This window comes from Aeromonas sp. 2692-1 (genome assembly GCF_013085505.1).
GTDB classification, from domain to species: domain Bacteria; phylum Pseudomonadota; class Gammaproteobacteria; order Enterobacterales; family Aeromonadaceae; genus Aeromonas; species Aeromonas hydrophila.
Map to the genome: position 1 here is coordinate 2361817 of NZ_CP038513.1, position 24854 is coordinate 2386670.

At 48.1% G+C, this 24854-nt stretch carries 18 protein-coding genes and 3 pseudogenes; 13 read left to right on the top strand and 8 right to left on the bottom strand.

The genetic code is table 11. The annotated features are described in order from the left end of the window. The first annotated feature begins 129 nt into the window (after positions 1–129). Complete coding sequence (locus E5E97_RS11350; RefSeq protein WP_118881642.1) at positions 130–624, top strand: GNAT family N-acetyltransferase; 495 nt, start codon at positions 130–132, stop codon at positions 622–624. 100 nt (positions 625–724) lie between these two features. Here the strand turns inward: E5E97_RS11350 and rimO are convergent, their stop codons facing one another. Next, positions 725–2152, bottom strand: a complete 1428-nt coding sequence (rimO, locus tag E5E97_RS11355; protein WP_253265153.1) for a 30S ribosomal protein S12 methylthiotransferase RimO — start codon at positions 2150–2152, stop codon at positions 725–727. Between the two features lie 445 nt (positions 2153–2597). Between rimO and E5E97_RS11360 the strand changes: the two genes are divergently transcribed. Next, positions 2598–3578: an IS5-like element IS5 family transposase gene (locus E5E97_RS11360; RefSeq protein WP_216368139.1), complete on the top strand. Its 981-nt coding sequence runs from the start codon at positions 2598–2600 to the stop codon at positions 3576–3578. Between the two features lie 232 nt (positions 3579–3810). Here E5E97_RS11360 and E5E97_RS11365 read toward each other — a convergent pair whose 3' ends face one another. Next, the gene (locus E5E97_RS11365) at positions 3811–5736 is read right to left on the bottom strand and encodes a PAS domain S-box protein (RefSeq protein WP_026141496.1); all 1926 of its coding nucleotides are present in this window, start codon (positions 5734–5736) and stop codon (positions 3811–3813) included. A gap of 214 nt (positions 5737–5950) precedes the next feature. On the opposite strand from E5E97_RS11365, the pseudogene E5E97_RS11370 reads away from it, so the two are divergent. Continuing rightward, positions 5951–6931: pseudogene (locus E5E97_RS11370) on the top strand (IS5-like element IS5 family transposase). Positions 6932–7039: 108 nt separating this feature from the next. On the opposite strand, the gene E5E97_RS11375 reads toward E5E97_RS11370, so the two are convergent. Then, complete coding sequence (locus E5E97_RS11375; protein WP_109422605.1) at positions 7040–7225, bottom strand: hypothetical protein; 186 nt, start codon at positions 7223–7225, stop codon at positions 7040–7042. A 610-nt stretch (positions 7226–7835) separates the two neighbouring features. On the opposite strand from E5E97_RS11375, the gene E5E97_RS11380 reads away from it, so the two are divergent. From E5E97_RS11380 to E5E97_RS11390, 3 genes are all read left to right on the top strand, one after another. Next, positions 7836–8228 (top strand): hypothetical protein, encoded by a 393-nt coding sequence (locus E5E97_RS11380; RefSeq protein ID WP_128297483.1) that lies wholly within the window; start codon positions 7836–7838, stop codon positions 8226–8228. Positions 8229–8252: 24 nt separating this feature from the next. Continuing rightward, positions 8253–9962: a hypothetical protein gene (locus tag E5E97_RS11385; protein WP_161646766.1), complete on the top strand. Its 1710-nt coding sequence runs from the start codon at positions 8253–8255 to the stop codon at positions 9960–9962. A gap of 121 nt (positions 9963–10083) precedes the next feature. Continuing rightward, positions 10084–10806 carry a hypothetical protein gene (locus tag E5E97_RS11390; protein WP_161646767.1) on the top strand — a complete coding sequence of 241 codons (723 nt, stop codon included), beginning with the start codon at positions 10084–10086 and terminating at the stop codon, positions 10804–10806. 370 nt (positions 10807–11176) lie between these two features. On the opposite strand, the gene E5E97_RS11395 is transcribed toward E5E97_RS11390, so the two are convergent. The 3 genes from E5E97_RS11395 to E5E97_RS11405 are packed head-to-tail and all read right to left on the bottom strand — an operon-like array spanning position 11177 to position 17085. After that, entirely contained in the window at positions 11177–13390 is a 2214-nt protein-coding gene (locus E5E97_RS11395; RefSeq protein ID WP_026141240.1) for a DEAD/DEAH box helicase, read from the bottom strand. Beyond that, positions 13365–14660, bottom strand: coding sequence for an ATP-binding protein (locus E5E97_RS11400; protein ID WP_017778773.1), 1296 nt, complete (start codon positions 14658–14660; stop codon positions 13365–13367). The genes E5E97_RS11395 and E5E97_RS11400 overlap by 26 nt, the downstream gene beginning before the upstream one ends. Continuing rightward, entirely contained in the window at positions 14653–17085 is a 2433-nt protein-coding gene (locus E5E97_RS11405; RefSeq protein ID WP_171280276.1) for a TerB N-terminal domain-containing protein, read from the bottom strand. The genes E5E97_RS11400 and E5E97_RS11405 overlap by 8 nt, the downstream gene beginning before the upstream one ends. A gap of 269 nt (positions 17086–17354) precedes the next feature. Here E5E97_RS11405 and E5E97_RS11410 point away from each other — a divergent pair. From E5E97_RS11410 to E5E97_RS11430, 5 genes and pseudogenes are all read left to right on the top strand, one after another. Further along, a protein-coding gene (locus E5E97_RS11410) for an IS3-like element ISKpn10 family transposase (RefSeq protein ID WP_099368947.1) occupies positions 17355–18442 on the top strand; the annotation gives its coding sequence in 2 pieces (ribosomal slippage) (positions 17355–17607 and positions 17607–18442; 1089 coding nt in all). A gap of 649 nt (positions 18443–19091) precedes the next feature. Continuing rightward, positions 19092–19483 (top strand): annotated as a pseudogene (locus E5E97_RS11415) (transposase); the annotation flags it as partial. An 830-nt stretch (positions 19484–20313) separates the two neighbouring features. After that, positions 20314–20601 carry a hypothetical protein gene (locus tag E5E97_RS11420; RefSeq protein WP_026141238.1) on the top strand — a complete coding sequence of 96 codons (288 nt, stop codon included), beginning with the start codon at positions 20314–20316 and terminating at the stop codon, positions 20599–20601. Between the two features lie 162 nt (positions 20602–20763). Beyond that, positions 20764–21477: a recombinase family protein gene (locus tag E5E97_RS11425; RefSeq protein ID WP_171280277.1), complete on the top strand. Its 714-nt coding sequence runs from the start codon at positions 20764–20766 to the stop codon at positions 21475–21477. A 110-nt stretch (positions 21478–21587) separates the two neighbouring features. Then, positions 21588–22574, top strand: a complete 987-nt coding sequence (locus E5E97_RS11430) for a zinc ribbon domain-containing protein (protein WP_171280278.1) — start codon at positions 21588–21590, stop codon at positions 22572–22574. A 575-nt stretch (positions 22575–23149) separates the two neighbouring features. Here the strand turns inward: E5E97_RS11430 and E5E97_RS11435 are convergent. Beyond that, positions 23150–23590 (bottom strand): annotated as a pseudogene (locus tag E5E97_RS11435) (Tn3 family transposase); the annotation flags it as partial. A gap of 116 nt (positions 23591–23706) precedes the next feature. After that, a complete protein-coding gene (merR, locus tag E5E97_RS11440) occupies positions 23707–24141 on the bottom strand; it encodes an Hg(II)-responsive transcriptional regulator (protein WP_000429838.1) in 435 nt (144 codons plus the stop codon). A gap of 71 nt (positions 24142–24212) precedes the next feature. On the opposite strand from merR, the gene merT reads away from it, so the two are divergent. Then, positions 24213–24563, top strand: coding sequence for a mercuric ion transporter MerT (merT, locus tag E5E97_RS11445; protein WP_001294667.1), 351 nt, complete (start codon positions 24213–24215; stop codon positions 24561–24563). Positions 24564–24578: 15 nt separating this feature from the next. Then, on the top strand, positions 24579–24854 hold the full coding sequence (gene merP, locus E5E97_RS11450) for a mercury resistance system periplasmic binding protein MerP (RefSeq protein WP_000735441.1): 276 nt from the start codon (positions 24579–24581) through the stop codon (positions 24852–24854).

Below are 24854 nucleotides of genomic sequence, written 5' to 3' on the forward strand. Positions count from 1 at the left end.
AACCTGGTTTTGGTGAGCGGGCCCAGGCGATGAACCGCAAGGCCGTCGCTCGCAAGCCTGACTCGAGGCGTTATCTCGCCCTGTTCATCCTCCCCTGCTGGTCAGGGGTCATAGGTAAAAGAGGATTTTATGGAGTTGGTGTTACTGGCGGATGCGCCCTCTGCCGCAGGCGTGGTTGCCTCATGGTATTTTGACGAATGGTGCCGCGACACGGGTCGCTGCACGCAAGAGCAGGTACTGGCCAAGGTCACGGCGGCCACCCAGGTCGACCGAGCTCCGCTGATGGTACTGGCCCGCCAGGCCGGTGAGTGGGTAGGGGCTGCCGAGCTCAAGATCCGCGAAATGGCGATGTTTCCCGAGTACGAGCATTGGTTGGGTGGGGTCTATGTGGTTGAACAAGCGCGCGGGCAGGGGGTCGCCTCCTTGCTGGTAACAGAGATCCTAAGCCGTGCTCGCAGGGCGGGGATCAGCAAGCTGTACTTGCAAACCGAGAACCTGACCGGTGGCGTTTATTGCCGTCATGGTTTCAAGGCCCTTGAGGAGGTCCATTATAAAGGCCTTCATGTGCTGGTGATGGTGGCTGATACCGGCGTCCCGTCCTCGTCAGAAAAGGTGGTCCAGTGATGCTTGATACTGCTGTTCTGCCTGTATAGTCAGTTCGCGCAATCAATAAAAAAGCCAGTCAGGGTCACTGACTGGCTTTTTTGTTGGCGCTTGTCGCGGATCAGTCGATGAGACTGGCCCACAGGTCGTACTCGTCCGCTTCATCGATGCGGACCTTGACCATGTCGCCGGGCTTGAGGCCGGTTTCACCGTTCAGGTAGACCAGACCGTCGATTTCGGGGGCATCGGCGGCGGAGCGGCCGGTGGCACCCTCTTCGTCCACCTCGTCGATCAGCACCAGCATCTCCTTGCCGACCTTGCGGGCGAGCTTGCGGATGGAAACCTGCTGTTGCAGCTCCATGAAGCGCTGGAAGCGCTCTTCCTGCACTTCTTCCGGTACCGGATCCGGCAGCTCGTTGGCCTTGGCACCTTCGACCGGGCTGTATTTGAAGCAGCCGACCCGATCCAGCTCCGCCTTGTCGATGAAGTCCAGCAGCATCTGGAACTCTTCTTCGGTTTCGCCGGGGAAGCCGACGATGAAGGTGGAGCGCAGGGTGATCTCGGGACAGATCTCGCGCCACTTCTGGATCCGCTCCAGGGTGCGCTCGACGGTGCCCGGGCGCTTCATCAGCTTGAGGATGCGCGGGCTGGCGTGTTGCAGCGGGATGTCGAGGTAGGGCAGTACCTTGCCGTCGCGCATCAGCGGGATGACGTCATCCACGTGCGGGTACGGGTAGACGTAGTGCAGGCGCACCCACATGCCGAGCTTGGCCAGCTCTTCGCACAGGGCCACCATGCTGGTTTTGACCGGCATGCCGTCGTAGAAACCGGTGCGGTGCTTGACGTCGACACCGTAGGCGGAGGTGTCCTGGGAGATGACCAGGATCTCTTTCACACCGGCCTCTTTCAGGCGCTTGGCCTCGGCCAGCACTTCGCCGATGGGACGGCTCACCAGATCCCCGCGCATGGAGGGGATGATGCAGAAGGTGCAGCGGTGGTTGCAGCCTTCGGAAATCTTCAGATAGGCGTAGTGGCGGGGGGTCAGCTTGACGCCCTGGGCCGGTACCAGGCTGGTGAAGGGGTTGTGGGTCGGCTTCTCGACGTACTTGTGCACGTGGCCCAGCACCTCTTCATAGGCGTGGGGACCGGTGATCTCGAGCACCTTGGGGTGGATCTCGCGGATCTGGTTCTCTTTGGCACCGAGGCAGCCGGTGACGATCACCTTGCCGTTTTCGGCCAGGGCCTCGCCGATGGCTTCCAGGGACTCCTGTACCGCGCTGTCGATGAAGCCGCAGGTGTTGACCACCACCACTTCCGCATCGTCATAGCTGGGCACCACGTCGTACCCTTCGGTACGCAGCTGGGTCAGGATGCGCTCGGAATCGACCAGATTTTTGGGGCATCCCAAGCTCACAAAACCAATCCTTGGGTGGTGAGACCTAATAATGCTGGAAGTCGCTTGTTGGACAGTGTGGTCGTCCGATGGCTGAACCCGCGTAGTTGCAGGTGTCAGGCTGTCTGAGCTAGGGTCAAAACGGTTGACGGTCATAGAGGATCGCTGGTCACTAATGCAAAAAAAGATGGCGGATTATACCTGATGAGCAGGAAAGAGGAAGAAGTGACATGTGCATTTTTTAACCTGCAATATTAGATTTCAATGCGCGATATTTTGTATCTTTTCCTGAGAGGTGATGACGATGCAATCATCAACGGCAGTGCCATCGGTCACGAGTTCTGCCTCGAATTCCTCAAGCCAGCGACCTGGTAAGCCTCTAAGGACGCCAACATGCGCGGGAGACCTATGCCAAACAGTCTGGCACTGCCGACCTGATTGCCACCGGCATCATGAATCGCAGCCTGCTGCTGATCATCACCTTGGTTGTGGCCAACTTCGGAGCCCTCTATTTGCTTGGTGACAAGGCCTAGGAAAGGTGCGAACAAGTCCCTGATATGAGATCATGTTTGTCATCTGGAGTCATGGAACAGGGTTCATCATGAGTCATCAACTTACCTTCGCCGACAGTGAATTCAGCAGTAAGCGCCGTCAGACCAGAAAAGAGATTTTCTTGTCCCGCATGGAGCAGATTCTGCCATGGCAAAACATGGTGGAAGTCATCGAGCCGTTTTACCCCAAGGCTGGTAATGGCCGGCGACCTTATCCGCTGGAAACCATGCTACGCATTCACTGCATGCAGCATTGGTACAACCTGAGCGATGGCGCGATGGAAGATGCTCTGTACGAAATCGCCTCCATGCGTCTGTTTGCCCGGTTATCACTGGATAGCGCCTTGCCGGACCGCACCACCATCATGAATTTCCGCCACCTTCTGGAGCAGCATCAACTGGCCCGCCAATTGTTCAAGACCATCAATCGCTGGCTGGCCGAAGCAGGCGTCATGATGACTCAAGGCACCTTGGTCGATGCCACCATCATTGAGGCACCCAGCTCGACCAAGAACAAAGAGCAGCAACGCGATCCGGAGATGCATCAGACCAAGAAAGGCAATCAGTGGCACTTTGGCATGAAGGCCCACATTGGTGTCGATGCCAAGAGTGGCCTGACCCACAGCCTAGTCACCACCGCGGCCAACGAGCATGACCTCAATCAGCTGGGTAATCTGCTGCATGGAGAGGAGCAATGTGTCTCAGCCGATACCGGCTACCAAGGGGCGCCACAGCGCGAGGAGCTGGCCGAGGTGGATGTGGACTGGCTGATCGCCGAGCGCCCCGGCAAGGTAAGAACCTTGAAACAGCATCCACGCAAGAACAAAACGGCCATCAACATCGAATACATGAAAGCCAGCATCCGGGCCAAGGTGGAGCACCCATTTCGCATCATCAAGCGACAGTTCGGCTTCGTGAAAGCCAGATACAAGGGGTTGCTGAAAAACGATAACCAACTGGCGATGTTATTCACGCTGGCCAACCTGTTTCGGGCGGACCAAATGATACGTCAGTGGGAGAGATCTCACTAAAAACTGGGAATAACGCCTTAAATGGCGAAGAAACGGTCTAAATAGGCTGATTCAAGGCATTTACGGGAGAAAAAATCGGCTCAAACATGAAGAAATGAAATGACTGGGTCAGCCGAGAAGAATTTCCCCGCTTATTCGCACCTTCCTTAGCGAAAACCGGTGCTCAGGCGACTCAATAACGATAAGCGGTATCTGACTCGATTGTCAGACACCGTTGTATATAGGCATATTGTCACTTATGTACGCAAACACGAGCCTTACCTGCGTTCTTGGCTTCGTACATCGCATAGTCAGCTTGGCTAATCAGTTGATCGGCATTGATTATATCGTCAGCATGATGGATGGCTATGCCGATACTGGCACTGATAACAGCTGTTGCCGAGTTGACTTGTATTGGCTGTTGAATTGATTCCAATATTTTCTGGGCCATCATATTAGCATCTGGACTTCCGTTATTAATATTTTCCAACACAATCGTAAATTCGTCACCGCCTAAGCGTACAGCTGTATCTGTTTGTCTAATGTTTTCCTTTAAGCGACTTCCTATGACACGTAATACGGTATCGCCGGCATCATGACCATGTGCATCGTTGATTTGTTTGAAACCATCGAGGTCTATATAAAGTAACGCTAACGATGTCTGAGTCCGCTTCGCGCGAGCTATTGCTTCTGGCAACAAATTGAACATACCACGCCGGTTATGCAATCCAGTTAGCGCGTCATGTGTTGCTTCATATTCGTGGATTGCTTCTGCCTTTTTTCGCTCGCTGATATCATGCAGAAACGCACTAAAAATAGTTTTTCCATCAATGAATAAAGGTCTGATCCGTACCTCAACAGGTAAGGCTGTGCCATCGCGGCGTACTGCTGTCAGTTCGATATGTTGATTGATGACATGGTGCTTACCGGTAGTCAGATAGCTTGCTAACCCTGTTCGATGAGCCTCACGCATTGAGACCGGGATGATCGTTTCATCCAGTGGACGGCCAATTGCTTCTTCACGACTCCAACCGAAGGTATGCTCTGCTTGTTGATTCCAGTCGCGGATCATGCCATGGTGATCAATGCATACGTAAGCATCGTTAGCGTTTTGGAGCACCATTTGCAGTTCAGCTTCGTGTCTACGTAACTCTTGCTCAAACTGAAGCTGCTGAGCGATAGAAGAGGATAGCATTTCATTGGCTAATTGTAGGTCTCTCGTTCTTGTCTCTACTCGGTTCTCTAATTCCTTATATAGCTCAGCCAAAGATGCTTCTGCTTCCTTCTGCTCCTGTACATTTTTGATAATTGAAATGAAGTACTCTAGCTCACCGTTTTTACTCAATTTCTTGGTGACTATTAGCTGTATCCAAACTGAACTTTTAGATTTGGTTATGAAACGTTTTTCCAGCTGATAGTGATCGATGTCATTATTAATTAATTGCTGTAACAGGAATAAGTCAGTATCTAAATGGTCTGGGTGGGTGATATCCTGAAATGTGAGCTTGAGGAGTTCATCTTGGCTGTAACCGACAATTTGGCATAACGCATCGTTGACACGTAGCCATCCGCCATCTGGTGCAACCATAGCAATACCTATGCCTGCACGTTCAAATATCGTCCTGAAACGCGCTTCGACATCCTCCATGGCCTGTATGGCTTGTTCGGAACGAGCATGACTCAACAGCATCGCTTCACGCATTTGCATCTCTTTGCTAACGAGTGCGGCAAGGTCAACTAGAATGCTTATCTCATCAGGACTCAATTGTCGGGGTTTGGAGTCGATAGCACATAATGTGCCTATTGAGAGCCCGCCGATACTACGTAAAGGCACACCGGCATAGAAGCGAATATTCGGATTCCCCGTTACGAGAGCATTACTCATGAAACGGGAGTCTTGCTTTGTGTCTGTCACGATCAGCGGTGTTGTTTGCGCTATGGCATGAGCACAAAAAGCAACTTCTCGCGGGGTTTCATTTGCATCAATACCTATCCGCGACTTGAACCACTGTCGGTCAGTGTCGACGAGTGAAACCAATGCAATCGGGACATCTAAAATGAGTGCAACTAATCGGGTTATACGGTCGAAAAATTCCTCTGATGGGGTATCTAGGATGTTGAGAGCATGTAGCAGATTGAGCCGCTCTGCTTCATCTGGTGGAGTTGGATAAGTCGCCATGTTCGGTAGCTCCTGTTGCCTGCCGAAAAAGATAACCATAATAAATATCAGTGGTGGACTTGATGGGCAAATTTCTTTTTAAAATTAATGTCATAGGTCTCAATTGTTGAATTTTTTAATTCTCCCTCCTTCGAATGCAGTACTAGGGAAGGTGCGAACAAGTCCCTGATATGAGATCATGTTTGTCATCTGGAGCCATGGAACAGGGTTCATCATGAGTCATCAACTTACCTTCGCCGACAGTGAATTCAGCAGTAAGCGCCGTCAGACCAGAAAAGAGATTTTCTTGTCCCGCATGGAGCAGATCCTGCCATGGCAAAACATGGTGGAAGTCATCGAGCCGTTTTACCCCAAGGCTGGTAATGGCCGGCGACCTTATCCGCTGGAAACCATGCTACGCATTCACTGCATGCAGCATTGGTACAACCTGAGCGATGGCGCGATGGAAGATGCTCTGTACGAAATCGCCTCCATGCGTCTGTTTGCCCGGTTATCCCTGGATAGCGCCTTGCCGGACCGCACCACCATCATGAATTTCCGCCACCTGCTGGAGCAGCATCAACTGGCCCGCCAATTGTTCAAGACCATCAATCGCTGGCTGGCCGAAGCAGGCGTCATGATGACTCAAGGCACCTTGGTCGATGCTACCATCATTGAGGCACCCAGCTCGACCAAGAACAAAGAGCAGCAACGCGATCCGGAGATGCATCAGACCAAGAAAGGCAATCAGTGACACTTTGGCATGAAGGCCCACATTGGTGTCGATGCCAAGAGTGGCCTGACCCACAGCCTAGTCACCACCGCGGCCAACGAGCATGACCTCAATCAGCTGGGTAATCTGCTGCATGGAGAGGAGCAATGTGTCTCAGCCGATACCGGCTACCAAGGGGCGCCACAGCGCGAGGAGCTGGCCGAGGTGGATGTGGACTGGCTGATCGCCGAGCGCCCCGGCAAGGTAAGAACCTTGAAACAGCATCCACGCAAGAACAAAACGGCCATCAACATCGAATACATGAAAGCCAGCATCCGGGCCAAGGTGGAGCACCCATTTCGCATCATCAAGCGACAGTTCGGCTTCGTGAAAGCCAGATACAAGGGGTTGCTGAAAAACGATAACCAACTGGCGATATTATTCACGCTGGCCAACCTGTTTCGGGCGGACCAAATGATACGTCAGTGGGAGAGATCTCACTAAAAACTGGGAATAACGCCTTAAATGGCGAAGAAACGGTCTAAATAGGCTGATTCAAGGCATTTACGGGAGAAAAAATCGGCTCAAACATGAAGAAATGAAATGACTGAGTCAGCCGAGAAGAATTTCCCCGCTTATTCGCACCTTCCCTAGCACATCGGCAAAATCAACATCGGGCATATGGCTGGCCACTTCCAGCTTCAATGTAAACGCCTCACTTAACTGCTCGTCGAGCGTAAATGAGGCAACCGCAAAGGCCGTATCGGGCAGAGCCACAACCTTGGTGGTAAATTGCAATCCAGTTCCGTTTGCTATTATTTTTATTCCGCTGCTGGGTACAAAACGACCATAATACATTGCAAGAGCTGAATGAGGCTAGACTGTTTTTGTAAATTCTTGCGTCAACCTATGACGTATTCATGGGGGTATTCCTTACTATCCGCATGTAAGAAATTTCTTTATTTGTGGTGGGGCCTGTCTTTGTGCTTGTAAATCAGAGTTAGTAATCCAGCTTATTACTAAATCTACTTTCACGATTCATATGCGGTAAAGTAGTAAATAGAATCATTATCACAGGTATTTCTTAATGTAGTAATTAATTTGCTCACTATCATTCCCAATGAAAACAAGCTTTTTCTTTAATTTAAATGTTGCTTGTTTTACCAGAGGCGGTTTAATATTAAGTAGAGAGAGAAGGAACACGCGAGCTATATTATTTGACCATCAAAACATCACTTCGTGAGTTTTCATGGTCAAATAAGCCCGCCCCACATAGCTCAAACCCTGCGGGTTCTGCGCTAATGGGGGATGTACGTGCTCAAACCCAATGGGTTCTGCGCGGTCAAAATTCTCTTCAGATAATGCAGTGTTACTCCAGCATAAAAACAATAACAACAACGGTGCTACCATGAATGAAAGCAAAGATACGAGAAAAAAACCAAACTGTCGCGGTGGTCGTCCACCAAAAAAACAAGATGAGAAAGTGACTCATTTTATTAAAATAGGTCTAACTGAAAAACAGTTTAAGCATTTTTACAATGCATTTAAGGGGCGCAATGAGAGAGTTAACCTTTCCTCTTGCATGCGGAAAATGATTGTCGGATTTCTTAACGATGGTCGTTTCATAGTTAAGAATCCTAGTGAAATTGATGACCAAGCATTGTATGAATTAAGGCGACTAGGTAAAAACATAAATGGATTTTTGATAAATAGTAGTATTGGTAAGGATTACTCACAGCTAATCATTACCTTGTCATCTACTCAGCAACTGATCAACCAAATGATAGAAAAGATAAAATAATAATACTATGAGGCTTGGCAGTTGATGACGATAACAAAAATTAAAAAAAAGACAAAATCCTTTAGGGCTAGGCTGAACTATGTATTTCGTGGTGATAGTCATGAGCATAAACTGCATGATGAGCAGGGGAAGTTAAATGTCAGATTCATCAGCGGGTCTACATTTCAACGTGATCCATATGTAATTACTGGGGATGTGGTGAATGTTAATATAGATTTATTAGAGTCTGAGTTTCTAGAACGCTCGGCTCAATGCAGGGGTAAAAATGAGTCACATTGTTGTCACTATATTATTAGTTTGGCTCCACAGGAGACTCTATCAGATCAGCAGTGGCAGAATGCTGGAGAGATTCTTTTACGACAACTAGGATACGATTGCTCTGTAGTCTGGTGTGGTGCCATCCATAACGATTCTCAATGCCAACATATGCATATTGTTTCATCCAGCATTTTATCTAACGGTCGCAGCATTAACCAACATAATGATTATCATATGGCAATGAGGGCGGCTCGAATTATAGAGCGAGAATTTGGCCTAAGCATCAATATAGATGCTGATAAAAGTTTCAACAAGGATTCTAAAACAGAACCGGTGCTGTTGAGAATCAGCCAAAAACACAAATTTGAGGATCATGCTGAAACAATTCGAAGAAAGCTAAAGATTATATATAAGACAAGTAAACCTTCAACAATGTCTGATTTTGTCATGAGGCTTAGGAATGTTGGGGTAGCTACACAGATATGCAAAGATCTGAATGGGTTACCCAATGGAATTCGCTACTCAGTTGATGGTAATAAGTGGTTAAGTGGCAGTAGTATAAAAAAAACTAGGTTTACGTGGCGGGCATTACAGACCCATGAGAAAATCAGTTATGTCCCAGAGCGTGATAATGTTGCACTAGGACTTGACAGCGTTACTCCATTATTAATGGTGCATGATTCTAACGATGATATTTCTTATATCAGAGGGAAGCTTAATAGTACGATTTTATACAATAAACCTAAAACGATGACTGATTTAGTTGTCAAACTGGCTAGGTGCGGGGTATATGTTCAGGCTACAGTAGATGAATCAGGAATCCCCAATGGTATAAAATTTTCTCGAGATTGGAATGTTTGGTATTCTGGCTCAGCTATACAAAAAACTAAATTCAGTTTTAACAGACTTATCGAACGATATGGTATTAGTTATACATCAATAGATAACATTGCCCTCGGGATAGGAGGAGCTAAACAGTTAGATATTTCTGTTTCAATGATGATTACACCGCGAGGAGTTCAGCGTGTTCGTGGTCTTAAAAAACAAGGGATCTACCATCATGACTTATCTGTATATACGAATGGAGATAAATATCGAGTGTGTATACCATATCGATTTTTTATAAGTCAAAAAGAGTTTGTTAATGTTGCAGTCGGCGGGACTCTTGAATATACATCGATTATGTCAGCTATAGTAGAATCATTTATTGAAATGATAAAGAAGATAATTAAGGCGATCTTTGGTTGTTCTCCTATGATGCAGCTATGTATTGTTGAGGGGGATCAACAACCAATCGATAATGAGTGGCAATCAGTATCACTGATTGATAATAATAAAAAGATGGTTGACCATAATCTGATAGAGTCTAGAGATTATCCTGAAATAAAAGAAGATTTAGAGCGTGGATTGCTGTGGCGACTCAATCCAAATAATCTTGAGCATGTCATGTCAGATGAAAATATTAAGACAAAATGACAACAATACAATTTATATTATACAAGCAAAAACGTATAATTTTTCTTGTAGAAATTTCTCATTGAGCTATCATAATCATAAATGATATTAACTATTATAATTACAATAACAAAGGTTTATCATGACAACGGCAAAATTGAGACAGTGTGGTGATAGTATAAAAGTGATTTTTTCAAAAAGTATATCTAAAAAAAATGATGTTGGAGGGGAGAGGTCTATATCTAGCATGGTTGTGGCCACAGTAGATATAAACTCTGATTTTAGTCGTATTGACAGTTTGAGTGAAAATGAGGTTGTTGATTTCAGGTTATGGGCTGACAAGCAGCAGCGTCTAATACGGAATGCATTTGCAAAAAATGCGAGTCGAGGGATTTATGGTGGCAGGCCAGTAATTAGAGATTCTAAATCTACGTTTGCATTGTATGGTTCTCATATAGATTATATCACTGGCTGTCGATATGGTGAGTTTACTGGAATTATCAGTGAAACGTATCAGACGGGGCATGCCCTGGAATCCCCCAATAATACGGGCGAAATTTATGCATGGTTAGACCGGTGTAAGGATGCTGGCAGGTTAGAAGAAATATTAGATCCTGTTATCGACTGGGTTAACCAGAAAATGGAAAGTTCATATGGGAAAAATGGAATTTCTGCGTACTCTGAACCTGAGGAAATTGAGTTATATATGAGTTTGAGACGGTGGTATGGATGTCTGAAAATCACATTTGATTTACCTGGTGGGAAAATTACAGATAGTGAGCGTGAGAGGGATGCTATATGGAGTGAGAGTTATCAACAAAGGGTTGACGAATATATGTGTGGAAAATATGAAAAGACAACTTGACTTTATAGATTAAATGGGCGTTATTACCCAATTCAATACAGCCTGAATGGAACTAACTGAGGACTCGGTGATTTGAACACCACTATCCTTTTCAAGACTGCATCATGGACACGTCGCTTAACGCCATCATTAACTGGCATCAATACAACAAGTATCTGATTAACCCTGGTTCGCTCACAATTCTCGCAGAGCGAGGAAAGGCCATAGTTATTATATAGGTGTATTCTGTCAGCTAGCCAGCTCAGTAGCAAAGGTAAGTGGGCCTATATTGCACCACTAGTCGTGGTGCATGTGTTCCAGCTATCTGTCTAGTCGGAGTTTTGTACACTATTTCAGTAATATATGTCCGTATTGTTTAAAACATGATAGATTATTTTCCATACATGAGTATGACTTTCTTACAGATTCCTAATGCACCTTCCAGATCTAACCGAAGTGAGGAGAATGATTTACGCAAAAGCCTATCAGGAAGTGCCCAATCCCACTTTTCTCTATTTAAGTTTTGGACTCCGTCCAGTAGATCTGTCGGTAGTATATGTGAGTCATTAATGCTGGCCATAACATTCAGCATTTTTTCTTTGGTGCAATTAATTAAGATGTAAACGCCTTCATTAACAGCATCAATATCATTTTTTTGCATCAACAGAACAAACGCATCATGTGCAATATCACTGGACCACGGGAATAGCAGCACGGTATTACTGCCCACTTCAATCAATATAGTCGAGTCAAGATCATAGCGTTTAAAGTTTTCTCTTGCTTCGGCCAGTAGCTCTTTTGCTTTGGCATCAAGAAATGGAACGTCAAAGCCACCAGCAAGCACATTGCGCATTTCTCCTCTGACTCTTTCGTGAACAGAGGCCAAGCAGTTATCGAAGACAGGAGGAGTCCCGCCTTTTGAGGGGGTCACCAGTATAAATTTTTTTTCTTCGTTAACTTCGAGAACTTGCCAGCGACGACCGGCAAAAATGATCTTTTGGCCGGTGATCAGTGGCCTACTGATTGGGAGCAAACCAACCTGAGTAGAGGCGCAGATCAGCCTGTATTCTTCATCACTGACAAATGATGCGAAGAATTCGTGATTGTTCACGAATTTTTCGCCAATTTCACCATGCAGCAGCAAACCTGATGAGTCCTGTTGTATCAATTTCAAGCTGCCCATCTGCTTGAGAAGCCCGATGAAGTCATCAGGTGTGAACCCTTCAAAAGGTGCACCAGGGGAGAGCAGGCTATGCCAAAGGTCTCTGGCCATGATGCCGCCGCGTTCACTGATAACAGAAAGGATCTGTTGAACCAGAGTTGAGGCGTGCAAGCCACCAGTAAGGGGAGGCTCAAACCAACCGCTGATCAGTAGCCTGACCATAGCGATAGTCTGGATCAGGTCCTCACGTAATGAATCCGAGATGCTTGTCTTGGGGGAGAGCTCACGCTCGATGATGTAGCCGCGAAGGATGGCGGATTCTCCCTTACGGCGTCCGGATCTACCCAGACGTTGCCGCAATGAAGATACGGCAGGGGGGCGACCGATCTGGCAAATGCTTTTAACGGAGCCAATGTCGATCCCGAGCTCCAACGTACTGGTGCAAATCGCTGTCGCTGGCACGTCACCCGACTTCAATGCTTGTTCGGTTTCTTCACGATATGTTTTCGACAAACTCCCGTGGTGCGCCCAAAACTGGTTTGGGACCCTGTCTTGTTCACAAAGACGACGTAAACGGTCTGTGTACTTTTCAACGTTCGATCTGGAGTTGGGAAACACCAGGTTGTTTGATCCCCTCAGTGTTCGATACAAGTCGTTGCCGATGGCCACATAGGGAGAAGTCGGGTCGTCTTCATCTCGTTCTTCGTCTGGTTCCGTTTTACCTTCGATATAGCCTTTGATGAGGACCTTTAGCTCCTGGCCCCCATCCTTTGACTCGATGAGCTGGACGCTATCAGGTAGGGAAGGGCGCAAGAATTTTGCCGCGAGCGACATATCCCCGAGAGTAGCAGAGAGCCCAACGCGGGGGACCTGACGACCGATGGCCAGCTCAACACGATGCATCAGGGATTGGATCTGTTTTCCTCGCTCAAAGCCGATGAAGGCATGCAGCTCATCAATCACGATGTACTTGATGTTGGCCATCATCCCAGGGATGGATGGCCCCCGATTCACAAAGAGGGCTTCCAGGGATTCAGGGGTGATCAACAACACCCCGTTGGGGCGCTTCAAGAATTTCTGCTTCTTGCTGTAGGCGATATCACCATGCCAGCCAGTAACGGGGAGCTCTAATGAGTCACAGAGCTCGTTGAGGCGTCCCCATTGATCATTGATCAGCGCTTTGAGAGGACTGATGTATAGAACCGTAGCGGGCTCGGGGCTGTTCAGTAGCACCGTGAATATCGGCAAGAAGGCCGCTTCAGTTTTACCCGCAGCGGTGGCAGCAGCGATGATCACGTCTGTATCTGCCCCCAATAAGGCCGGTATCGCCCGCTCTTGCGCATCACGAAGAGAGGTCCACCCCTTTTGCCACACCCAGCGCCGGATCCGCTCATCCAGCCGTTCAAAATGTCGGGAGTCAGAGCTGGAACGAGGTGAATTCATCATCGGGCTCCACTGCCAGTTCTAACTCGGCTCCCTGATCAGATTTGATGTCGGTAAAGCCAATGAGCTCTTTCCAGTTTGCATCAGGGTTCTGCTCCAGGACGGCCAGCAGGTTCACAAAGGCGGTGATCGTCGTTCTTGGGGTTCTGAAATAGCTTTCCCCCAATCGGCTCTCACAATGGGCCATAAATGCCGGTAACGCTTCGTCTGGCAATGTGTAACGGGTTTCATCACCACAGGCATAGACATGCCGCAACTTCTCAAGGAGAACGTAGAAATCCTCAGGTGTCAGGCTTGAGAGGCGCAGTACTGGCCCTGAGTAATCCACCAGCCCATCCTGAGCAAAGCTGTTCTCGGCTAAACGGGATTGCAGGGCTGAATAGCTGAAGAGGCCGCGTCGGGTGTCCATCAAAAACTCGGGAGTGCCGCCAAGGATGAACCCGAGTCCGACCGACGTCCCTTGTAAAGAGTCATTGAGGATCCGCAGGATTTGCTCGTAGTTGGAGTTGCGAGCTTGGGTGTTGGCAAGCTTATAGAGGTTCACCATCTCATCAAGGCATACCAGCAAACCTGAATAGCCTGCCAGCTGAACGAAACGGGCCATCAGCTTGAGCTGATCATACATGGTGGCATCATCAACGATGGTCCGGACACCCAGCGCCATGCGGGCATCGGTCTTGGTTGAGAATTCGCCCCGAAGCCATCTGATGGCGTCATGCTTCAGCTGGTCATTTCCATCTTCGAACCCTTTGCAGTAGGCGGCGATCACCTCGGCAAAGTCATAGCCATTGACCATCTCGGCGAGATCTTCCAGCTTCTTCCGGATGACTGCTTCAGGTTGTGAGCCATTCGCCTTGGCTTCATTTTTCGCCTGAGCGATGAACTTCTCCACTACACCAGCAAGTGCACCGCCATCAGGTTTCGTGCGGGTGGACATATTCTTGGCGAGCTCAGAATAGAGGGAACGCGCTTGGCCGCCGCTGGCATGCAGTCGGCGATCGGGATTGAGATCGGCGTGAACGGTAACAAGCTGCTTCTCAAGCGCGATTGCTCGCACAAGGTTGAGAAGGAAGGTTTTACCGGCACCATACTCCCCGACAACGATCCTGAATGATGAACCTGTATCGGCAACGCGATTGATGTCTGTCATGAAGGCGTCAATTTCGTTTTTGCGGCCAACCTGGATGAGATGCTGACCCACCTTGGGCACGACACCCGCTCTTAAGGATTGAATGACGGCGTCACGCTCTTTTGGCCTGATTTTACTCATGAGGAATTTGCTCCAGAAGGTCAGTGTTCAATTCAATGGTGTCATCACCCTCGATCAGCATTTCATCAAAGTGATCGAGCATGACTTCGTTAATTTGTTCAAGTGCACCATCGAGCATCAGGCCCATGGTGTTGGCAAGTGCAGACAAATCATCACGAGCCCATTCCGGACGGGCAAGCAGAGCCCTGAGGAATTGACTTAGGTCATCATCAAGGCCAAATAGAGAACGAGTGTCCCCAAGGGTTGTCGGCTCGTCCGCTTGATCTGATGACGCTTCGGTCTTGGCCTGTTGTGGCTGGTGGATATCATCATGTTCACCATCATTCTCTGTAAACACGGATGCGAGCATTGCAGTGACTTGAGAGGTCTCTTGTTTGAGCTGTGCCACCCGAGCCATATCCAAACTGGAGGCACTGCCAGTAGCCTTGGTCACGCTGCCAGATTTGCTCGTTGATACGATCCTGGCCTCATTTGAATGGAGGTCTGAGTAGACCTGTTTCACATCCAAAGAGATCAGCTTATACAGCTGCTCCAGTACCTTCACTTTGGCTGGGGTGATCGAGTTGTCAGCTTTCACAAAGGCGACGAGCAGCTTGCCGACTAAAGCCTTTTGCTCATCATCGAGGCCATCGATGGTTTTCTTTACGATCGACAGGGTAGGGGAGGCTTGAGTGCCCAGCAGCGCTTTTGCGACCAGTCGAACTGATTGAGAGTGGGTCAGGAAGGTCATTGAACCGATCTGCTCCTTGAGGAAAGCGATCGTGACTTCCGATTTATCTTCGTCGGTATTCAGGACAACACAGGCCAGATCTACAAATGCGGACACAGTATCCACACTGCTCTGATTTTTGTTTAGTGTCTCTTGCGGATTTATCGGATAGATGACAACAGGTTCTTCTCCCTTCGGGCGCTTATTGCTTCTCTCTGGGTTGGGCTCAATGCTCATATGATGGCGAGCTAAGATGTTAGCCAAGCCTTCATACTGCGCTTTATTGAGGCCTCCTGTGCTGTTGATGTTGATACGCGCTGCAAGGTCAGACCAAGGCAGGAGCATTGCATCAACACCAACAACCTCTCCCAGCGACACGAAAGGTTGCTTCATGGCCATTGGCCAATACTGATATGGCAGATGAAGCAACGCTTCCAGGGTGTTTTCTGACCCAATATTTCTCCCTAGATACCGGCTATATGGTTCAAGTAAGGAGGTGCAAAGGTCAACAACCTTACTCAGCTTTTTGATGTATGGCTGTGAGAAGGAGACATCAGATAGATTGGTGACGCAGCGTTCAATGAATTGGCTGACGGCATAAGAAGACGGTGCATAGGAAACCTCGACACGAGATTTGAGCTCTTTCAGTTTGATGCCATCGCCATACTCGCGTTTATAGGTGTCGATGAACATAACCTTGAAGATATCAAAGCAGCGCTGTGCAGGGGTCCGTAAGGAGATTGTTGCGTTACAGGTCGCCCAGAGCAAAGCCCAATCGGCAGGAACCGGCTTACCGTCTCTAACCAGCTGCCCGAGGCAGATTTTCAACGAAATTGGGACGTGGTAGCTGAGCAGGTCGGCCTCTTGAGCGGGGAAAAGGTAATATTCTTTGCTGATGTTCTTCGCCATCCCATATTCGAGAAAATTGGTGGCGTATCTTGCGAAAGAGGGGTGCGCCGAATAGATGCTTACCAATCTGGCTACTTCGGCGAGAATATATGGCATCTCTCTTTTGGCTAATTCATCTCTCTTGGCATCAATAAAATAACGGCGCTCAAGTCCATAGAAAAAAATGAAAACAAACCCAATTGCGACATCTGGGTCTTTGCGCCCATTCGCCATCCATTGCAAATATCTTTTCTTGGCATCGGCAGTGAGATTTTTATAGCTCGGATAGTATCCATGCAAATGAAGGTCTGAGGGCGCATCTTTGATGGTGACAAGAGCTTGTGGATCGATGAGGGATGGCTCCTCAAAGAGTCCTCCGTCCAGCCTTGTGTTACCGACATAGAACATGCCGCCGCTAATTTTGAGACCAGCAAGAGTGATCTCTACACCTGGGGACATCCAGCGGCCAACCATGCTGGGCCCCGCAGGCATTAGCTCAGAAGGGGTGAAGAGTACATTTTGCTCAGAAGGCACAACGGATGGGCCGCGTTCTCCGAATGAAAAAGATATGCTGAACTCGGGCGCGGGTAGTTCCGTATCGTTATCTGTCAGGGACAAAACAGTAAAAACATCGTCATCAAAATCAAGGGGGGCTGGTGGCGCATCAATATCTGGATCTGGCTTTGTGTTGGCAAAAGAGTTTGCATCCAAGGTCGTGGGCTCAAAAGGGGTTGATACTCCAGAAATCATGAGGTCAGAGGCCGATACCTTGATCAGATCTTCAGTGTCTGGATTCGGTTGCTGGTGGGGTAACGCCTCTGGTTGCATCTTTGTATCCGCGTTGGCTATAGCTTTCGAATGACTGGGGGCCGGTGATGGCGCGAAAGCTGCCCTCGGCGGCTCTCGATGCACTGGTGAAGTGTGCTTAGTTGGATGAGGTGTGGCTGTAACTGTTGGCTTTTCTGTGTTGCCGGTGGTTTTTTTGTAACGGTATGTGAAAAAAAGAAATAAAACGCAGAATGCACCGGTAATCCCCCCGAAAAACCAGGGTGCTCATAAGTAGAATTTTCCCGTACCTTGAACGCAGGAGGTTCTACATGAAAACATCACGCTTTAGCGATACCCAGATCATCGCCATCCTCAAACAAGCTGAGGCTGGAGCTCCCGTCCCGGAGCTCTGCCGCGAGCATGGCATCAGCACGACCACCTTCTACAAGTGGCGTTCCAAATTCGGGGGGATGGATGCCTCCCTCATGGCTCGACTCAAGGAGCTGGAGGACGAAAACCGCCGCCTCAAGAAGATGTACGCCGAGGAGCGCCTCAAGGCAGAGATCATCACCGAGGCCATGGCAAAAAAGTGGTAACGCCATCTGCCCGCCGGGAGATGGCGACCAAAGCCGTGACTCACTACGCCATATCCATCCGTCTGGCTTGCCGGATCTTCAAGGTCAGTGAAAGCTGCTATCGCTATCAGCCCGTGCTGGTCGATGAAAACCAGGAAATTGCCGATTGGCTGCTACGTATCACGGCCAGCCAGCGCAACTGGGGCTTCGGGTTATGCTTTTTGTACCTGCGCAACGTCCAAGGCTTTGGCTGGAATCACAAACGGGTATACCGGATCTATCGGGCGCTGGAGCTCAATCTGCGGATAAAACCCAGGAAACGGTTGGTTCGGGCTAAGCCAGAGCCGTTGGCGGTTCCCGACCAGCCTAATCAGTGCTGGTCGATGGACTTTATGCATGACCAGCTCAGCGATGGCCGCTCGGTGCGGCTGTTTAATGTGATCGATGACTTCAATCGTGAAGCGCTGTGCATCGAGGTGGATTTCTCCTTACCCGCCTCACGAGTCAAACGGGCGCTGGAGCAGGTGATCACGTGGCGAGGTAAGCCCGCCATTATCCGATGTGACAATGGCCCGGAATACATCAGCGAAGAGCTCAAGCGATGGGCGAAACAGGAGGGGATAACCCTGGGCTATATCCAGCCAGGAAATCCGCAGCAGAATGCCTACATCGAACGGTTTAACCGCACGGTGCGCTACGACTGGCTGGGCCATTACCTGTTTGAGTCACTGAATGAACTACAGGAGTTTGCCACGAACTGGCTGTGGGTTTATAACCATGAGCGGCCCAATATGGCGCTGGGTGGCTACACGCCGAAACAGCGTCTGGCACAGGCCGCATGACCTCTACTTTTGAATGCCCCTAAAAATGGGGGGATTACCCACCCACCCAAAATTGCCAAGGAACCGCTTTAATAGCTTCAATTATCTTGATAATAATAAAGATAACTATGGCAAGTATAATTAGATAAAAATCTCCAAGTTTCTTTGATGTCCGCCTTTTCCTTGCCATCTATTCTCTCCAAACAGTAATGCTTAAGCTAAGGAAAGTGCGAACAAGTATCCCACGAACAAAAAATGAAAATTTTAGTCATTTAATATCAATGGGTTACCAGTAAATGCTCTCGTGCCATATGACTTATTCGCACCTTCCCTAAGCAAAATCACTAAATTAAATAGCTACCTTAAAGTGTGATGTGCCTAATGATAAAGTTAACGTATACACGAGTAAAGGTTCTATCACCTGAAGATGTTCACTCTGTGAGGAAAGATTAGTGATTTCTTACGTGTATGGAGATGATATTCACCTGACAGTAGCCCACAAAGGAAGTGGTCATACGGCTTCAAACCGGATAGCAAAACGGTACCCCTACCGTGTTATCTGGAGTCACCGTATGACCACCAACGAGAAAGTACACGTCGCAAACCCTGCTCTTGCCCACACTCGATGGACACCTCGTTAAGTGAGTAAAATCACTGACAGAGGTGGAGCATGAGCAAAACAACAACTGAACATAAAAAGACCCTAGCCCGTTACTCTCAACCGTACAAGGATGAAGCCTTGGCCCTGGCCGAAAGTGTCGGGATGAGCAAAGCCGCAGCACAACTTGGGCTTAAAGAGGCACAGCTCTATGCCTGGCGCATCAAGGCTCGGCAGGTCATGAATACGGGTGAGCGAGAGCAACAACTAGCGGATGAAAATGTAAGACTTAAACGCCAACTCGCCGAGCAAGCAGAAGAACTAGCTCTGGTAAAAAAAGCCGCCGCGAACTTTGCCAAACACCTGAAGTGAAGTACGCCTTTATCGCCGAGCATATCGGACAATTTCAGGTGGCTGCAATGACTCGCGTCCTGGGTGTGGCACGTAGCGGATTCTATGCATGGTGTGCTAGGTAAGAAACTGTCTCGGCCCGGACCCTGGTCCGTCATAAGTTGGATGCAAGGGTTGCCGATGCCTTCGCCGCTGCCAAGGAGTGAAGCGACGTGCCCATGATGCAGACTTGAAGAGGATGGTGGTGATCAGATCACCAAGTCCTCAGTTAGTTCCTCAAGCTGCATCGATTTGGGAAACAACGCCTGGGAAAGGAGCAATGACGGCACGATACTGACACTATGATGGCTAGATACACATGCAGCTAACCTAACTTGGGTGGTAAAGTTGGTAGCAAAAATATTGCAGTTTTAACAATTTTTAAACGTTTTGTTTTATTTAAAAATTTAAATATAAAATCTTTTTTTGTTCTCAAACATATATATCTATTCCGCGCTTTCACTTCGTTTCAGCGCGAAGGGGAGCCAGATATTTAAAGATGTGAGGTTTTAAGGTGTTAAAAGAAGAAAGTCTTTATAAAGAAAGTGAAAAACAAGGCATCTATGGCGTATTTTTTTGATAAAAAATACAACATTAAATTATCATGAAAAATGAAGATGTGCAATGTTTTTTTTGCGTAAAACTGAAAAGAAACCTTCTGTCAATATGTTTGTGAAATGTTGCAAAATAACCAGTGACACTTCTGGGGGGGGCGCTAGGTTGTCAGCGTTAACTCCGCATGGCTTTATCAGTCCCTCCCCACTTCAAGCCTGAAAAATATAAGTAAAAATAAATATTAGAGATTATTGATAATTCCATCCTGGTGATGAAAATATTTTCTAGTGGGGGTTGATATCTAGTGTTTTCGGATATAATCTTCCACCAAAAGATCGGCGAGGGCTATATGAAGAAATCCGGTGACAGTGTTGATAGTGAGAAAATGAAAAGAGCTGAATTATTGTATCGTAGACGGCGGGCTGGTCTGGATATGCCTGACGGTCACTATACAAAGGATGTCTTTCAATTGAGCAGCAAGGAGTGGCAGCCCTGCTGTCGCAATATCATGATCGGCGATGATATGCACCCCATTAGGGCGAAGCAGCACGCAAAATCAAAACAGCATATTGCGAATCTGTGCGGTGTTCGCCCAGCAGATTTCATTAAGCACCTCAAGACATCAAAATTAAAATAGAACCGACTGAGATCACCCTGTGATATAAATCATCGGTGTGGTTCTTCATTTTATTGGATGCCATATATCTGTTTTTTAATCTAATCGTACAGATAGCTTACAAATATAGTGATTTATCTAGCATATAGATCTTCGTCATAGAGTCGATTTTTTGGAGATGTTATGAATTTAATGTCATCTGCACCAACACTATATTTGTATAGTCGTGTAAGTACTGAAAAACAAGCCGCTGGTAATAAAACTGGCGTGCAACGTCAGACTGAAGGTGCATTGGTTGAAGCAACAAAGGCAAAATATAGTAGTATGCCTGTTGTTCATATGTCAGATAACGGCATGTCAGCCAGTAAAGGGGAAAATATTGAACATGGACGTCTTGGCGATTTTATTGAACTATGCCGTTCAGGTCAAATCGCCCCCGGCTCTGTATTGGCCATGGAAAATATAGATCGTTTCTCTCGCCTAGCGTTAACAAGAGCAAGTGAGTATTTAACATGTGTACTTGCTGCTAATGTTTTTGTTTATACCTGGATTGATGGGGCGGTATATCAAAAAGATAATTTGGCATCTGCCATTTTCGCACTTGTCAAGCTTGAAAGTAGTAATGATTATACAAATAGGCTTTCTGCTCGAGTTACTGGTGCTGCACGTGTTGCTTTAAAGCGGCACCTAGATGGTGTTCGCGATACGGATGGTTATCCGGCAGCGATTAATGGTTTCGGAAAGAACAAATTTTGGGTTGATACTACAACCGGATTTGTTCGCCCTCATCCATATTATTTTCCTGTAGTTAAGGAAGTAATTGTGATGATTCGAGAAGGGAAGGGACATATAACAATTAAAAAGTATTTAGATGAAAACTATACCCCCCTACAATAGCTCAAAATTCTAATAAAGAGGGGTGGGGAATAAATCTTATTAAAAAGATTATCAGTGATCGAGCAGTTTTAGGCGAAAAAATAATTCATATTGATGGTCGCGAGCATCTGTTGGGAAATTATTATCCGGCTGTTTGCACTGAGGCTGAATTTGCACAAGCTAAGCGTGTGCGTAGTGAAAAAAAACAGTTTACTAGTAAGTTGAAAAGCGCGATGGGCATCGTTACTGGAATGCGTATCGCAACTTGTGGGAACTGTGGCAGTTCGCTACAGGTCTACCGTAGCAAAGCTGGGAAAAAAGATGAAAAGCTCCGTTATAAATGCAGCGGAAGGTCAGACACTTCGGTGAAAAGTTGCACAGCTGCAACATTTGATAATAGATATTTTGAGTATGCACTAATGTTGCTGATTGGCAGCGTGATACTTCAGCCTAAGAAAAATACAAGTGAGAATAAAATTGCTTCGATTAAAAATAAAATAGAGTCGATAAGTTCAAAAATAGAAATTATGATTCAATCTGTGGGGGCGACCACAGAGGGGGATATACATATCCTGTTGACTGAACGACTAGATAAATTATCTAGGGAACGTAAAAAGTTGAATGAAGAATTGACCATTGAGATTAGTCATACAGAGGCTTCTATTAACCCAGATATATATATGCAGATACCACGTAATTTCATTGACTATAATCAGGCTGATATAAGAGATGAGGTCAGGGATATAATATATAAGACAGTGAAATCCGTAAAGGTACATTCTGTTACTAGCTGTTTCTACATACAGGTTGAGTTGTTTGGTGGAATGATGACTGATGGTATTGTTATTGACAATAAATATATTTCTGATTTCGGTTTTGATATGCACCATCAGCAGGAAAACGAGGATGCATTCCTAGCTTACAATAGATTTGCCAATAACTTCGAGTGTATCGATAAAGATGGAAGGTGTATTAGGATGTTGGACATGGTTAATGGCACACATTTTATCACCTCTGATGACTTTTATCTCAATGAAAGAGTAAGTACCTTAAAGAATCAGGCCATGAGTGAGGAAATGCGTGCTGCAATTGAAAAATTTGAAAGCTGGGTCCTTTAAATTCAGCAGAGAATAGGTAGGTTGTAATATTTTTGATTTTTGTTAGTGATTGATGTGTGGGATTTCTCTTATTTTCCTGAGAAGATAAGCAATGCTATATATTGACATCATGATGCGTACCATCAGGTATCTGAACAAGCAGACGAGGTGGCACGAGGGGGAGATACCCTAATAGTATTTCTTAGATGTGGCCCCATGCAGCGTAAGCTGCAAGCTCACCAAAGCCCTCAGAAACTGAGTACCCGCCTGAGTACCCATCTCGCAACTTATTTTGATACCGACCGCACTGATACCCCGCCTGGTCTATCTACTGATTGCTGTAGCGCCACCCAGCAGCAATAAATCCAGTTTTTCATTAGCCCCGGTCTGAGATTTTCAGCCTGGTTCTCCATCCTCATTACTTGCTCTGATAGTGTGCTGCATGTGTTATATTCGGCTCAAACATTGAGCTGAATGATGGGCTGGGTCGGCTCATTATTGAAACCCTGGCACGTTGAATGAGGAAATAATGGAACCATTTTGGATTTGGCAACAAGCTGATTGGGGTCGTCTCAGAAAACGGAAAATAAAGCACGTTAAGCCGATTGCAGAGGGCGCAGCGGCCTGAACTTGCCCGTGCCGATCTTGGCGCTGCTGCGCCAGAGGTAATCGCCGGTCAGATTGATGTGCTCCCAGCCCAGCGGCGACAGGTATTGCAACAGCGCCTCATCGACGGCATGGCCGTTACCGCGCAGCGCATGCGTCGCACGCTCCAGGTAGACCGTGTTCCACAGCACAACGGCCGCCGTCACCAGGTTAAGGCCGCTGGCCCGGTAGCGCTGCTGCTCAAAGCTGCGGTCACGGATTTCGCCCAGCCGGTTGAAGAACACGGCACGGGCGAGCGCGTTGCGGGCTTCGCCCTTGTTCAACCCGGCATGCACGCGGCGGCGCAGCTCGACGCTTTGCAACCAGTCCAGGATGAACAACGTGCGCTCGATGCGCCCCAGCTCACGCAACGCCACGGCCAAGCCGTTCTGTCACTTTCAGAAGGCGACAGCACGAAATATCAAAAGTCGACCGCACGGTCTTTTCTGACGTTGGAGTCGCCTCAGAAAACGGAAAATAAAGCACGCTAAGGCGTAGTTCCCTCGGGCTACACCGCGTCCGCACTGCGCGGTTCTTTCTTCCCTTGCAGTGACGCAATCAGCGGGCAGGAAACGTTCCCCTTCCGCGCATGGCAGGCGCACACCAAATCAGACAGCACGGCCTCCATGCGCGCCAGGTCAGCCATCCTCTCGCGCACGTCCTTGAGCTTGTGCTCGGCCAGGCTGCTGGCTTCCTCGCAATGGGTGCCATCCTCCAGCCGCAGCAGCTCGGCGATCTCATCCAGGCTGAAGCCCAACCGCTGGGCTGATTTCACGAAGCGCACCCGCGTTACATCCGTCTCGCCATAGCGGCGAATGCTGCCGTAAGGCTTGTCCGGTTCCGGGAGCAAGCCCTTGCGCTGATAGAACCGGATGGTCTCCACATTGACCCCGGCCGTCCTGGCGAAAACGCCAATGGTCAGGTTCTCCAAATTGTTTTCCATATCGCTTGACTCCGTACATAACTACGGAAGTAAGCTTAAGCTATCCAATTCAGATTCGAAAGGACAAACGTATGTCTGAACCTCAAAACGGGCGCGGCGCGCTCTTCACTGGCGGGCTGGCCGCCATCCTCGCCTCGGCTTGCTGCCTCGGGCCGCTGGTTCTGATCGCCTTGGGGTTCAGCGGCGCTTGGATCGGCAACTTGACGGTGTTGGAACCCTATCGCCCCATCTTTATCGGCGTGGCGCTGGTGGCGTTGTTCTTCGCCTGGCGGCGCATCTACCGGCCGTCAGCCGCCTGCAAACCGGGTGAGGTTTGCGCGATTCCCCAAGTGCGAGCTACTTACAAGCTCATTTTCTGGGGCGTGGCCGTGCTGGTTTTGGTCGCGCTCGGATTTCCCTACGTCGTGCCATTTTTCTATTGATCACAGGAGTTCACCATGAAAAAGCTGCTTTCCGCCCTTGCCCTCGCTGCCGTTGTTGCCCCCGTGTGGGCCGCCACCCAGACCGTTACGCTGTCCGTACCGGGCATGACCTGCTCGGCCTGTCCGATCACTGTCAAGAAGGCGATTTCCAAGGTCGATGGCGTCAGTAAAGTTGACGTGACCTTCGAGACGCGCGAAGCGGTGGTCACCTTCGATGATGCCAAGACCAGCGTGCAGAAACTGACCAAGGCTACCGAGGATGCGGGCTACCCATCATCAGTCAAGAACTGA

What these genes read in the sequence shown, in the direction of transcription:
- merP (WP_000735441.1), top strand. Translation starts at nt 24,579, where the DNA reads ATGAAAAAGCTGCTTTCCGCCCTTGCCCTCGCTGCCGTTGTTGCCCCC.
- E5E97_RS11360 (WP_216368139.1), top strand. Translation starts at nt 2,598, where the DNA reads ATGAGTCATCAACTTACCTTCGCCGACAGTGAATTCAGCAGTAAGCGC.
- E5E97_RS11400 (WP_017778773.1), bottom strand. Translation starts at nt 14,660, where the DNA reads ATGAGTAAAATCAGGCCAAAAGAGCGTGACGCCGTCATTCAATCCTTA.
- E5E97_RS11385 (WP_161646766.1), top strand. Translation starts at nt 8,253, where the DNA reads ATGACGATAACAAAAATTAAAAAAAAGACAAAATCCTTTAGGGCTAGG.
- E5E97_RS11365 (WP_026141496.1), bottom strand. Translation starts at nt 5,736, where the DNA reads ATGGCGACTTATCCAACTCCACCAGATGAAGCAGAGCGGCTCAATCTG.
- merT (WP_001294667.1), top strand. Translation starts at nt 24,213, where the DNA reads ATGTCTGAACCTCAAAACGGGCGCGGCGCGCTCTTCACTGGCGGGCTG.
- rimO (WP_253265153.1), bottom strand. Translation starts at nt 2,152, where the DNA reads ATGACCGTCAACCGTTTTGACCCTAGCTCAGACAGCCTGACACCTGCA.
- E5E97_RS11395 (WP_026141240.1), bottom strand. Translation starts at nt 13,390, where the DNA reads ATGAATTCACCTCGTTCCAGCTCTGACTCCCGACATTTTGAACGGCTG.
- E5E97_RS11425 (WP_171280277.1), top strand. Translation starts at nt 20,764, where the DNA reads ATGAATTTAATGTCATCTGCACCAACACTATATTTGTATAGTCGTGTA.
- E5E97_RS11405 (WP_171280276.1), bottom strand. Translation starts at nt 17,085, where the DNA reads ATGCAACCAGAGGCGTTACCCCACCAGCAACCGAATCCAGACACTGAA.
- E5E97_RS11390 (WP_161646767.1), top strand. Translation starts at nt 10,084, where the DNA reads ATGACAACGGCAAAATTGAGACAGTGTGGTGATAGTATAAAAGTGATT.
- E5E97_RS11350 (WP_118881642.1), top strand. Translation starts at nt 130, where the DNA reads ATGGAGTTGGTGTTACTGGCGGATGCGCCCTCTGCCGCAGGCGTGGTT.
- E5E97_RS11420 (WP_026141238.1), top strand. Translation starts at nt 20,314, where the DNA reads ATGAAGAAATCCGGTGACAGTGTTGATAGTGAGAAAATGAAAAGAGCT.
- E5E97_RS11380 (WP_128297483.1), top strand. Translation starts at nt 7,836, where the DNA reads ATGAATGAAAGCAAAGATACGAGAAAAAAACCAAACTGTCGCGGTGGT.
- merR (WP_000429838.1), bottom strand. Translation starts at nt 24,141, where the DNA reads ATGGAAAACAATTTGGAGAACCTGACCATTGGCGTTTTCGCCAGGACG.